General features: G+C 50.2%; 13 protein-coding genes. 6 read left to right on the top strand and 7 right to left on the bottom strand.

Annotation, left to right across the window (positions count from 1 at the left end):
- The first annotated feature begins 43 nt into the window (after positions 1-43).
- Positions 44-487: an RrF2 family transcriptional regulator gene (locus CLV60_RS12155; RefSeq protein WP_106595653.1), complete on the top strand. Its 444-nt coding sequence runs from the start codon at positions 44-46 to the stop codon at positions 485-487.
- Here CLV60_RS12155 and CLV60_RS12160 read toward each other — a convergent pair.
- The 7 genes from CLV60_RS12160 to dctA form a co-directional block, all read right to left on the bottom strand.
- Positions 479-2,116, bottom strand: a complete 1,638-nt coding sequence (locus CLV60_RS12160) for a hypothetical protein (RefSeq protein WP_106595654.1) — start codon at positions 2,114-2,116, stop codon at positions 479-481. The genes CLV60_RS12155 and CLV60_RS12160 overlap by 9 nt on opposite strands.
- A 4-nt stretch (positions 2,117-2,120) precedes the next feature.
- A complete protein-coding gene (locus CLV60_RS12165) occupies positions 2,121-3,068 on the bottom strand; it encodes a glycosyltransferase (protein WP_106595655.1) in 948 nt (315 codons plus the stop codon).
- A gap of 54 nt (positions 3,069-3,122) precedes the next feature.
- On the bottom strand, positions 3,123-4,199 hold the full coding sequence (locus tag CLV60_RS12170; protein ID WP_106595656.1) for an NAD-dependent epimerase/dehydratase family protein: 1,077 nt from the start codon (positions 4,197-4,199) through the stop codon (positions 3,123-3,125).
- Positions 4,200-4,439: 240 nt separating this feature from the next.
- Complete coding sequence (locus CLV60_RS12175) at positions 4,440-4,694, bottom strand: hypothetical protein (RefSeq protein ID WP_106595657.1); 255 nt, start codon at positions 4,692-4,694, stop codon at positions 4,440-4,442.
- 77 nt (positions 4,695-4,771) lie between these two features.
- Entirely contained in the window at positions 4,772-6,505 is a 1,734-nt protein-coding gene (locus tag CLV60_RS12180; protein WP_106595658.1) for a M3 family oligoendopeptidase, read from the bottom strand.
- 57 nt (positions 6,506-6,562) lie between these two features.
- Positions 6,563-6,793 carry a DUF433 domain-containing protein gene (locus tag CLV60_RS12185; protein WP_106595659.1) on the bottom strand — a complete coding sequence of 77 codons (231 nt, stop codon included), beginning with the start codon at positions 6,791-6,793 and terminating at the stop codon, positions 6,563-6,565.
- A gap of 46 nt (positions 6,794-6,839) precedes the next feature.
- Entirely contained in the window at positions 6,840-8,111 is a 1,272-nt protein-coding gene (gene dctA, locus CLV60_RS12190; protein WP_106595660.1) for a C4-dicarboxylate transporter DctA, read from the bottom strand.
- Between the two features lie 171 nt (positions 8,112-8,282).
- Here dctA and CLV60_RS12195 point away from each other — a divergent pair, with 171 nt between their 5' ends.
- The 5 genes from CLV60_RS12195 to CLV60_RS12215 are packed head-to-tail and all read left to right on the top strand — an operon-like array spanning position 8,283 to position 12,449.
- Positions 8,283-8,630 (top strand): DUF6686 family protein, encoded by a 348-nt coding sequence (locus CLV60_RS12195; protein WP_106595661.1) that lies wholly within the window; start codon positions 8,283-8,285, stop codon positions 8,628-8,630.
- Positions 8,631-8,690: 60 nt separating this feature from the next.
- Positions 8,691-9,470 carry a heme/hemin ABC transporter substrate-binding protein gene (locus CLV60_RS12200; protein WP_229210935.1) on the top strand — a complete coding sequence of 260 codons (780 nt, stop codon included), beginning with the start codon at positions 8,691-8,693 and terminating at the stop codon, positions 9,468-9,470.
- A gap of 6 nt (positions 9,471-9,476) precedes the next feature.
- A complete protein-coding gene (locus CLV60_RS12205; protein WP_106595663.1) occupies positions 9,477-10,583 on the top strand; it encodes a FecCD family ABC transporter permease in 1,107 nt (368 codons plus the stop codon).
- Entirely contained in the window at positions 10,580-11,377 is a 798-nt protein-coding gene (locus CLV60_RS12210) for a heme ABC transporter ATP-binding protein (protein ID WP_106595664.1), read from the top strand. The genes CLV60_RS12205 and CLV60_RS12210 overlap by 4 nt, the downstream gene beginning before the upstream one ends.
- Before the next feature lie 25 nt (positions 11,378-11,402).
- On the top strand, positions 11,403-12,449 hold the full coding sequence (locus CLV60_RS12215; RefSeq protein WP_106595665.1) for a hemin-degrading factor: 1,047 nt from the start codon (positions 11,403-11,405) through the stop codon (positions 12,447-12,449).
- The last annotated feature ends 258 nt before the right edge of the window (positions 12,450-12,707 follow it).

The following is a 12,707-nucleotide window of genomic DNA, read 5'->3' on the forward strand; positions in this document are numbered from 1 at the left end:
TTCATCTTTACGGTTGCTGACCCAAAAGTACATTTGATCAACAATGATTTCGAAAAAAGCTAAATACGCGCTCAAGGCCCTCAAAGTTCTGGCAGAACAATATGGAAAAGGACCGGTATTGATCTCTTACATTGCTGAAAAAGAGAAGATTCCGAAAAAATTCCTGGAAGCGATCCTGCTCGATTTGCGGAACAACGGCGTACTGCAAAGCCAAAAAGGAAAAGGTGGCGGCTACCTGCTTCGCGTACCTCCCGGGGAAGTCAATTTCTCGAAGGTACTGCGGATCATCGACGGCCCTATCGCCCCTGCACTCTGCGTTTCCATGTTCTTCTATGGCAAATGCGACGACTGCAAGGATGAAGAAACATGCAGCTTGCGCACCGTCCTCGAAAGGTGGAGGGATGCCAACCTGGCTGTTTTGGACAAAACAACGCTGAATGACCTGTTGCAGGCTGAAAACGCCGCGTCGACCGACATTCTATTGTAAGGTCGTTGCGTGCCGCGGGGTCGCCCGGCGATCATTGCGGATGTAAAGCCGCACATCGTCATATTCGCCCAGCAAAGTGTAGTGATTACGGATATATTGATTTAACTCAGGGTAGCTTTCGATGCCCTGAGTTTTTTTGTCCTGTACCCAGTGACTGTTTTTGCCCACGGCGTCGACGACAAATGCAGGCTTTGTCCTTTCCAGATCCGACATGTAGCGCTTGCGATAGGTATCGCGCATCGGATGTTCAAAAATAGAGCGTTCGGAGTGGTTCTCGGCAGTTCCCTGCGCCAGCTGCGATTCTACATAATAGGAGCAATTCCAGCCCCACACAACCATATAGTCACCATCTTTCTTCCGTTTCAGAATTTCAATTACTACCGGGCTTTGCTGCAATGTCGTTTTGCCCACCGAATCGAATGCATTCAACCGGCGCTCTTTCACGTAATGCAGTGCGTCATAACCGCCAAACCACATCACCATAACCGCGGGAAATGCAAGCGACCAGCTTTCGACAGCCGAAAAGCCGTAGGCGGCCAGCAATGTCCAGGGGATAATGCAGAAATTGAGGTAATGGATAAAATCGTTGCCCGACTTGGTAACGGCGTAAATGCTCGCCAGAATGAGGAACAGAATGGTAAACGGCACATGGAAATCCATTTTGCCGGGAACGTAAAGTCTTACAATCCTGACCAACCCGATCACGATCGGAACGATCAATGCAAGGCTGAAAAACTGAAAATCGGTTGATAAGGAAACAATTTTATAGAACTGCGAAGGGATCTCAGCGAAAGTACTTCCTCCTGCGTAAATCGCATTTCCGAGTACATAAAAATCAATAAGGTCGTCGAAAACACCGAACGCCAATGTAAATGCAAGGAAAAAAAGCGGCACGGTAAGCCCGCCCAAAATCAACGCTCCTGCGGATTTGAACTCACCATATCTTTGAAAACGGCTGAACAATACCCAGAATGCCGACAGGACCATTACGGCGACAATAGGTACCGCCTGCAATTTTCCAAAAGGAACCGCTCCCGCCGCTAATCCCAGGAGATAAACGCCGCCTGGCGAAGGCGCCGCTTTCGGATCGAGGCGCGAGAGTTGGTACAGGCAAAAGGCGAGCAACAGAACCGGAAGCTGCTCACTCGAATAATGCACGAAATCGATTTCCTGCGTAAAAGCCACGAAAAGCAGCGGCACGATAGAAACACCACGCGCTATGCTGGCACCAAACCAGTTTTTCAATACAGAAAACAGCAAAAGCCAGGCTCCTGCAACACAAAGCAAGCCCATCAAACGGGCAGCAGTGTAATCGATCTGAAAACCCAGCAGCTTGGGAAGTACCAGCAGATAGTTATCCAACGGGCCGATGGTCGTGCCATCTACCGACCGCCAATACACCGGGTCCTGCAACAGGGTAATCGCGTGACTGAGCATCTGGCTCTCGTCCTGGTTGAGCTCGCGGTTGAAGACGATCACCGGCAAGCGCATCATCACCAGCAACAGAACACCCAACGACAGGTACGCCCGGGTGGACAGTGATTTGTTTTGTGAGGCAAAAATGACAACGCCTGCCAATAAGTAACCCAGGAACCAGTAAATGGGTGGAGAATTGTCGAAGCTCAACATACGATTAGCTAAAAGACTCTACTTTCTCGACAAAATCGCGGTAATGAACGGCGGGGATAAAATGCTGCTGCGACCGGTATTGCAACACCATAAACACCAGAAATAGCGAAATGAGGAAGGATTGCAGCATGAGAATCATGAGTGTACTACCCAATGTCGATGCCCAACCGGGCGTAGCATTCCCGATCAGTTTCAGGAAAAGAATGAAGAATATAAATCCGATGGCGACCGCCGACATGAAGATCGAGAAGATCAGGATACGCACCGCCGTGGTATCGACCATCACCGAAATGGCGCTCAAACCGTGCAGCACGAGCGACACGAAATTCATTTTGCTCTCACCAGCGAGCCTTTTAGCGCGGTTCGTCAATACCGAATCGTAAGGAATGCGGGATTTGATCACGCCGCCCGGATAGTTGTTCCAGATTTCGGAAACACGCACGAGGTTCTGCAACCGGCTTTGCGGCACCAGGCTGAAATTGCCGAAGGTAATCACTTTGCCGGTCAGGAGTTTGAAAACATATTTATAAATCACATAAAAAAAACGGAACAGGAAGCCCTCGGTACGCTTGTTCCGCTCCGCAAAGATGATCTTATCAGGCTCCTCTACCGACCTCTCCGCCAGCTTGTTAATATCACCAGGCGCATCCTCTCCATCCGCATCCATTACAATCACCTTGTCTGCTTTCAAGTTTTCGGCGGCATATGACAGCCCGATCGCAATCGCTTTCTGGTGACCAAGATTGCGGTATAGCCGCAACACTTTCAGTTCTTTTCCACCAAAAGCCGCAAATGGCGCTATTCTAGCACGCGAAGAGCAGTCGTCGACGATGAGTAGCGTAGTATTTTGAAGGATCGGGGTATTTAAATCCGCATTAATCTTTTGAATCAGCAGATTCAATGCCTCCCAGTCATTGAATTGGGGGATAATAATGACGTAATTTTCTGGCATTGGAGAGAGTTACGAAAGCCCCCGGAAAGTAGTTCCGGAGGCTTTAAGTGTGATTTAAACCGTTTTTACACCCAATCGCGACGAGATTCCGTCGTGGATCTGGGTGAGCGTTTCCACCAGGCCGTACTCCCAGTTCCAATCCGGGTAATGCGACTTGAACTTCGAAAGGTCACTCACGTACCAAATGTGGTCACCGATACGGTTGGTCTCTGAGTAAGAGTAAGAAAGTTTGTTTCCGGTGATCTGCTCGCACAATGCAATCGCTTCCAGCATCGAGCAGTTGGCAAAACGGCCGCCGCCGGCGTTATAAACTTCGCCCGGACGTGGGTTTTGGTAATAATGCCAGAACATGTTCACCAGGTCATGGCTATGGATATTGTCGCGTACCTGCTTGCCTTTGTATCCGAAAATCGTGTAATGCGTTCCGGTAATGGCACATTTCATCAGGTAAGCCAGGAAGCCGTGCAGCTGTGCGCCGGAGTGGTTAGGACCTGTGAGGCATCCTCCGCGGAAAACAGCCGTTTTCATGCCGAAATAGCGGCCATATTCCTGCACCATAATATCAGCAGCCACTTTGGAAGCTCCGAAAATAGAGTGTTTCGTGTGGTCGATACTATGGTTTTCGTCAATACCATTCTCGAAATACGGGTGGTTCTCGTCGATTTCCCAACGTGTTTCGAGCTCTACCAATGGCAGGTAGTTAGGGTTATCCCCATAAACCTTGTTGGTAGAAGTGAAAATAAACACTGCCTCAGGAGCGTGCAGGCGGGTCATTTCGAGCATATTCAATGTACCTACCGCATTCACACCGAAATCGGTGAAAGGCTCGCGGGCCGCCCAGTCGTGGCTTGGCTGTGCTGCGGCGTGAACGATCATCTTAATGTCCGTTCCGTACTCCTTGAAAATAGGTTCGAGCTGGCTCACCTCGCGAATGTCCGCAGCGTAATGCTTATAGTTGCCGAAAGCCTCCTCGATACGGTTACGGTTCCACTCGGTGTTTCCATCCGCGCCGAAGAAGTATTGACGAAGGTTGTTATCAACTCCGATGACCAGATCAAACTTGCCAGCCAAAAAAGCAACTGACTCACTTCCAATTAGTCCGGCAGAGCCGGTGACCAAAGCTATGTTCATGTTTTGAATACTTTTTAATCGCTTATTTCTATCTAAAATTTCGGCTTCGCCCTGCCTCGAATACGTAAAGTAAATTAAAAATGTTCAATCGTCACAACTTCACTTAGTCAATGGGCAGAATCCAGAAGGATAATACGCGCAAGGCAATATTAAAATTGTTCAATAACTAAAAAAATAGGCCAAAAAAAAGATATCCCCATTTCGTGGGGATATCTCCTATATTTTATCAATGAATGGTTGCTATTCTTTCACCAGCGAGCTAGGAATTTTACCACCGTAAAGTTTCGCGCGGATATCGTTTACGCGGGCGTCGAGCTCAGGCTTCGCATCATACTTGAATGACATCTGACGTGGCAGGGAATCAGGGCTTACACCGTACACCCACTCATTACCTGCATTCAGATCTTTCTGATCCTTGCGGTTATACTTTTGGTATTCACAAGAAGAAAGAAGCACCACACACGCAACAAAAGCAACTATTTTATTGAATTTCATTTCTTTGATCGTTCATAGTATTGTGCGCAAAAATAACCGCCAATTTCATAACCACCAAATTGCGGGCGGCTGAAATATTATTTTTTTAACTCGGCCAATTCGTCGCGCACAAACTGCATCAGCTCAGCGATATGCCGCTCCGAGAAATCGAACGGGATGTTCGCCGCCTGGTAAATTTCACCGATCGTGGCCGTATACCCCAGCTTCAGCGCATCGAGGTAACCCTTCAAACCTTTCGCCGCATCCTCCCGGTAGTTTTTCCAAACGCCGATCGCCCCCAGCTGCGCAATGCCGTACTCGATGTAATAGAATGGCACTTCGTAAATATGCAATTGGCGCTGCCACAGGTATTTCTTGAAGTTTTCCAATCCCGACCAGTCCATCACCGTGTCCGTAAACTCCTCGTAAATGCGCACCCATGCTTCGGTACGTTGCTCGGGCGTATGCTGCGGATTCTCGTACATCCAGTGCTGGAACTTATCCACCGTCGCCACCCATGGAAGCGTTTCGATGATCGATTCCAAATGCGTGATTTTCGCACGTTTCAGGTCTTCCTCATGCTCGAAAAACTCGTCCCAGAAATCCATCGTGATCAGCTCCATCGACATAGAAGCCAGCTCGGCCACTTCCGAAGGCGTATGTTTGAACGAATTCAAGGCCAGGTCGCGCGTCACCAGCGAGTGCACGGCGTGCCCGCCCTCGTGCAGGAGCGTAACCATGTCGCGCAGGTTCGAAGTCGCATTCATGAAGATAAATGGCACACCAATTTCGTCGAGAGGATAGTTATAACCGCCCGGCGCTTTGCCCTTCCGCGATTCCAGGTCGAGATGCTTCATGGTTTTCATGATGCGCAGGCAGTCGCCCAGGAACGGATCAAGGCGCGAGAAAGCACGGATGGTCTTGTCGAGCAGTTCCTCGCCGGTTTCGAATGGCTTCAAAGGCGGTAATCCCTTCGGATCAACCTTCGTATCCCACGGGCGCAGCGCATCCAACTGCAATGCAGCCTTACGCTCAGCGGCCATTTCATTCAAAATCGGCACAACTGCCTTCTTCACCGAGCCGTGGAAGTTGAAGCAATCCTGCGGTGTGTAATCGAAACGGCCCATTGCGGCGAACATATAGTCTCGGTAATTGCTGAAACCGGCATTACGGCCCACGGTGTCGCGCAGGGTTACGAGCTTGTTCAGCAGATCGTCCAGTTTATCATGGTCTTCATAACGACGTCCGCTGATCGCTCGCCATGCCTCCTCGCGCACATGGCGGTCGGTCGATTGCAAGCGGTCCGCGGCACGTTGCAGCGTCATCTCCTCGCCATCGAGCGTTACCGTCATAGCACCCGCGATAGCGCCGTATTTGCGCTCCTCGGTCTGCATTTCGGTAATAACCGGGATATTCTCTTCCCGGAAAATCTCGATCGCCTTCTTCATCCCCCGCAATGTGATTGCGAAACCGGGCTCGGTCAGCTCACTTAGGAATGGGTTATCGACGATTTTCTTGTCGAGCGCATTGCCGTATTCCGCCAGTTTCGGCTGGATTTCGGTGATGAAGAACTGCAATGCATTAATGAGGCCTGTGTTGGCTGTATCGCAAGTCTGGCGGATGTAGCGCCACGCGAAATTTTCAGAGAGGTACGATTCAATCTCGCTCCGGTCCGAGAACCACTGTTTCAAATCTTCCAGCGAATTGATCTCCCTGTTTTTCAGATTTTCGAAGAACGGCTGAACGTCATCCCATTTCTTCAAATCAAATTCTTCCCCAATAAAAGGTCTTTTCGACCGCGTAGGTATATGAAGTGTTTCCTGATTGGACATATAAGAGGTACTTTGTTAATAAATCAAATGTAAAATCTATATTTTCATCGGCGAGGATCATCGAGCCGCTTCCAGATTTTCCTCATTAGCAATCACTTCCGCTGCATATTGTAGCACAGCCTGAATGGACTCGGAATTCAAATCGGGGTACATATGCATCAGATCCGCCTGTGTAGCACCCTCTCCCAGCTTCCTCAAAATCAGCTCAACGGTCAGTCGCGTTCCCTTAATGACCGGTTTACCCAGCATTACCTTATGGTCGGATGTTATAAAGTCCCTGTAAGTCATAGGTATCAATTTTCAAGCACAGAACATTAAAATACGACTTTTACCACTATAACTTCGTCTGTTCCGGCTGCGTTACATCACTCAAATTATCGGTAACAACATTCTCGGTTTCCTGGATATTGTTGAACGCGTATTCCATTTTGCTGCGGTCAAACTCTTTTTCGTTGTTCGCGAGCCAGATCGTGGCGACGCCATTGCCGATGAAATTCGTGATGGCGCGGGCCTCCGACATGAAACGGTCGACGCCCAAAAGAAGTGCCAGCCCTTCTACCGGAATTACCTTAATGGCCGTCAAAGTCGAGGCGAGCACGACGAAACCGCTCCCGGTTACGCCAGCGGCGCCTTTCGAGGTAACCATTAATATGCCGATCAGCGATAATATCTGGCCCATATTCAAATGCACATTGAAAACCTGCGCGAGAAAGATGGTCGCCATGGAGAGGTAAATGGTGGTTCCATCCAGATTGAAGGAATATCCGGCCGGTACCACAAGGCCAACGACCGGTTTCGAACACCCCATCCTTTCGAGCTTGGCCATTAACGAAGGCAATCCGGCTTCGGAAGAGGAAGTACCGAGTACAATCAGCAGCTCTTCCCTGATGTATTTCAAAAAGCGCCAAAGGCTGATTTTGTAAGTCCTTAAAATCAATCCCAAAACCCCGAAAATGAATACAGCCATGGTAGCGTAGACGGTCCCCATCAGCTTCGCGAGCGGCAGCAGCGTGTGAATGCCATATTTCCCGATCGTGAATGCCATCCCGCCGAATGCACCGATCGGCGCAAATATCATGACGAGGTGCAAGGCTTTGAAAACGTATTTGGACACAAAATTCAGGCCGTCGACAATGCGCTGCTTGGCTTCAATGCGGCTTAGCACCGAGCCAAAAACCAATGCAAAAAGCAAAACTTGCAAAGTGACATTATCGAAGAAAAATTGCAGCCAGCTGAAATCGTGGGCTTTGCCGGCATATTTGGAGATATCGCCCTTTTCCAATGAATCGGTGACCACGCCGTGACCGGGGCGAATGATGTTGGCGACGATAATCCCGACCACAAGCGCAAGGGTAGTCACTACTTCGAAATAGAGTAGTGCCTTCGCTCCCACTTTTCCCACCTTTTTCAGGTCACCCATCCCCACAATACCCAACGTGATCGTCAGGAAGATGATGGGGTTGATAAAAAGCTTCACCACCGAAATGAAACCTTCGCCGAGAATCTTCATTTCGACCGCCTTTTCGGGGAGATAATGGCCCAGTAGGGCACCGGCAGTAATGGCGGTAAGGACCCAGAAGGTCAGATTGGTAACAAGCTTTTTCAAGGGCGTTCAGGTAATAGGAATGATACAGATTACAATAATAAGAAGTCTGCCAGACGATTCCGGGAAGGCAGAAGTAAATTTTTCTCAATTATTTATACTTGGTCTAAATTAATACCATATATTTGCCACAGACAAATGGCGGGCATTCACATCCATGATCATTAACAGGCTATGCAGGAGGATTCGCATTCATACAATTCGCTACGGATTTTGAGCCACACCGGCAAGGGTTACATCGGGCAGTGCCATTGCTGCACGCATTTCAACTTCGCGTACGGCAATGTGCTGTTTGTGTTCACAGAGGACGGCTTACGGGGGTTTCAATCCATTTTATACGACGAATACCACCTGCAAAGCATCGGCGAAGCGCTTCCGCACGGCAAAACCCATTTGTTACCATCGCCCATTCCGAATTTCATGCTCACTTTCGACGATACCGAACTGGAAGAGATCCGCACGATGTTCCAGGAGGCGCTGCTGGTTTTGGAAGTAGATAAAATATTTTCCTACAAAAAGTAAAACCCTGAAATGCAGTCAGTTTCAAGATTCTATATTTTTTTAATACTAACCCTGGCCACAATGGGTTCCGGGTATGCCAGGGCACTCCGGATCGTTTCGGCGAATGGTACTTTGAGTGAAATTCTTGTGGGGCTTGGTTTGGAAAAACAAATCGTGGGCGTGGACGTGACGAGCACATTCCCTGCCTCCCTCGAAAAGCTCCCGAAAATCGGTCATAACCGAACCATCGCAGCCGAAGGCATCCTGGCCCTGAATCCCGACGTAATCCTATACACCGACCAAAGCATGCTTTCGCCGGCCGTTGTGAAGCAGCTCAACAGCAGCGGCAAAAAGCTGGTCGAATTCAAGCATGAATATTCCAAAGATGGCGCTATCAAACTGATCCGCGAGGTGGGCGCCTACTTTAATGCCCAGGCACAGGCCGAAAAAATGGTCAAGGCATTGCAGGCCGACCTGGCAAAAATTCCTGCTCCGGCTAATCCCAAAAAATTACTCTTCATCTACGCCCGCGGCGCGGGGACATTAATGGTTTCCGGTACCGGCACATCGCTGGACAAAATGTTTGCATTGGCCGGGCACAAGAATGCCATCGGTGGCTTTACCGATTTCAAACCGTTGACCGCCGAATCACTTATCGCGGCTAATCCCGACGTGCTGGTGCTGTTTTCCAGCGGACTCGAAAGCCTGGAAGGCATGGACGGCCTGCTGAAAGTACCCGGAGTTGCCAATACCAATGCAGGTAAGAACCGCAGGATCGTGACCATGGACGGCCAGTTCCTGACAGGCTTCGGGCCGAGGGTCGGCAAGGCAGCCATTGAACTTGCTCAAAAAGTAAAATAGGAAGCCATGCTGACAGAAACGGTAAACGAGCGGGAAACAACGAAAGCGGAGACGTTCCAAAAACACATTCTGCCTTCTTCGATGGGCAAAATGGTATGGATACTGGGCTCGATCCTGCTGGCTTGCGTGATTTTCGCGGCCTGCACCGGAGCGTTATCGATTTCCGTAAGTGAGCTATGGCAGATCGTCGCATTCAAACTCGGCTGGATTTCCGAAATGCAGGTGGAGGAACAAAAGTCGATCGTTTTCTGGATCATACGCCTGCCCAGGGTATGCCTGGCAGTGCTGATCGGCGCTGGATTGGGCATTGCGGGCGCATCGCTGCAAGGGCTTTTCCGTAATCCCATCGCCGACGCCACGCTCATCGGCGTCACTTCGGGCGCATCGCTTTTTGCCGTATTCGTCATTATGCTCAACGTTAAATACTTCGGAATGCTGAACGAGCTCGCCGGCGCGTACAGCATTTCGTTTGTCGCCTTCGTCGGTGCCGCCTGCACGACATTACTCGTGTACCAGCTATCGAAGCTCACCGGCGACGGCGGCGTCACCACATTGCTGCTCTGCGGGATCGCGATCAATGCATTCGTAGGAGCAATGACGGGCCTGATGACCTACCTCGCCGACGACGCGCAGCTCCGTAGCATTACCTTCTGGAATTTGGGCAGTCTCGGCGGCGCCAACTGGACATCGGTCATGGCCGTAGGGCCGTTTGTAGCGATTTCAATTTTCTTCATGCCTTATCTTTCCAAAGCATTGAACCTGCTCGTGCTGGGCGAAAGCCAGGCCGCGAGCCTCGGCGTCAATATGAAATCATTGAAGCAAAAGGTGATCATCCTCGCAACAATGGGCGTAGGCGCGTCCGTAGCGGTTGCGGGTACGATTGGCTTTGTAGGATTGGTAGTACCACACATTATACGCACATTGTTTGGGCCAAATCACCGGACGCTAATTATCGGGTCGGCATTGTCGGGCGCCATTGTGCTCACATTGGCCGACACCCTCTCCCGCACCATCGTAGCGCCGTCGGAGCTCCCGATCGGCATCCTTACGGCCATGCTCGGCACGCCGTTCTTCATTTATATTTTGTGGGAACAAAAACGCAAGCGGCTATGATCGAGGTCAGGAATGCGGGATTTGAAGTAAGGGGCCGAAAACTGCTTGAAAATGTCAGTTTTTCGGTCAACCCCGGTGAATTCTGGGCGATCGTGGGCGCAAACGGTGCCGGCAAATCGACATTGATCAAACTGCTTTCCGCGGAGCACAGCGTTACGACCGGTTCGGTCCATTTCCACGACCGCGAGCTCCGGAAATACAAGCTGAAAGAACTGGCCCGAAAACGGGCGGTGTTGTCCCAGAAAAACAATATCACGCTCTCCTTCACCACGCAGGAAATCGTGTTGATGGGCCGCTATCCGTTTTACGACGCCGATCCTACCCAGCGCGACCTGGCGATTGTCGATATGTGCCTGAAAAAAGTAGGTATCGGCCATCTGAAAGGCCGCCTTTACCCCACATTATCCGGCGGAGAGCAGCAGCGCGTCCAACTCGCCCGCGCACTGGCGCAGGTGTGGGAAATCGATAACGGCCTGCTCCTGCTCGACGAACCTACTACCGGAATGGACCTCTTGCACCAGTACGAGACATTCCAGCTGGCGAAGGAGCTTACCCGTAAGAATTTCGCGGTGATCGCCGTGATCCACGACCTGAACCAGGCATTGCAATACGCCGACCGCGTACTGATGCTCAAAAACGGCCATATGCATGCCATCGGTCTACCCGAAAACGTGCTGACCGAGCAGGCCATCCAGGAAGCTTTCGGCCTACCGGTGCAGATTATCCAACCGGAAATGACGCCCTACCCCGTAATAGTACCGCAAGTGGCGCCCGTTTCGTACCATTTACCCTGATTAGCAACTATTAAAATACCCAAAGATGAAGTCAACCCTTTCACCGGACAGAACTGAACTAAAAGAACGCTGGGCAGCGTACAAGCTCGCCAACCCCAAATCGCGCATCCGCGACGATGCCAAAGCACTCGGCACGTCAGAAGCCGAACTCCTCGCCACCGGCCTTGGCACCCATGTACAGCTACTGGACGGCGATTTCAGGGAGTTGATCAAGGAAATGGGCTCGCTCGGACACGTGATGGCGCTCACGCGCAACGACCACGTCGTGCACGAGCGCAAGGGTGTGTATGAGAAAATATCCTTCAATAACCACGTCGGCCTGGTACTCGGCGAGGATATCGACCTCCGCCTGTTCCTGGGCGACTGGAAATTCGGTTTCGCAGTTTCAGAAAACGAGCGTCATAGCCTGCAATTTTTCAACAGCTTCGGCGAGGCAGCCCATAAAATTTACCTTACGGAGAAGAGCAACAAGGAAGCCTACGACACGCTGGTTACCAAATACCTGGCGGCCGATCAGGACGTAAACCTGTTTGTCAGCGAGAAAAAAGAGAAAGTAGCCGAGACCGACGAGGCTGCGGACTTCGATCAAGCTGCATTTCAGCAAGAATGGCTCGCTTTGAAAGATACCCACGACTTTTTCACGCTGCTGCGGAAACATAAACTATCGAGAAAACAGGCATTGCGCAATGCGCCGGAAGGCTACGCGCACCGCATCAAGCCGGAAAGCATGAAGCCGCTGTTCGACGCGATTTCGGAGACCGAACTGCCTATTATGGTATTTGTTTCGAACCCGAACTGCATTCAAATCCATACCGGCCCGATCAAAAAGATCTTCGTCATGGGCCCGTGGCTGAATGTAATGGATCCGGAGTTCAACCTGCATTTGCGGGAGGACGCTATCGACGAGGCCTGGGTGGTGCGGAAGCCTACCGAAGACGGCATCGTGACCGGCATCGAGCTCATCGATAAGGATGGAGTGATGTTCAACCAGTTCTTCGGCAAGCGCAAGCCGGGTATCCCCGAACTGACCGAATGGCCTGCGCTGATCGAGCAGCATTCGATCAAATTTTGACCGAAAGCATTTGTACAAGCATATTAAGATTAAATTTCGCCATAGTAATTTAGAAATTGCCGGCTTCATTAGTGAGCCGGTATTTTTTTGTCAAAATTTTCAGGCGCATTTTTCAAGTCAAAACAAAATTTGTAAACTTTTTTAGTTTCTAAAAATATTAATTAACTGAAATACAGTTAGTTAGTTCAAAATATTTGAAAACTTTTTCTCGAAACATTTTTCATTTAAGTTCCGAAATATGTAAATTTGAAACTCTCA

The sequence above is a fragment of the Dyadobacter jiangsuensis genome, from assembly GCF_003014695.1.
GTDB lineage: Bacteria > Bacteroidota > Bacteroidia > Cytophagales > Spirosomataceae > Dyadobacter > Dyadobacter jiangsuensis.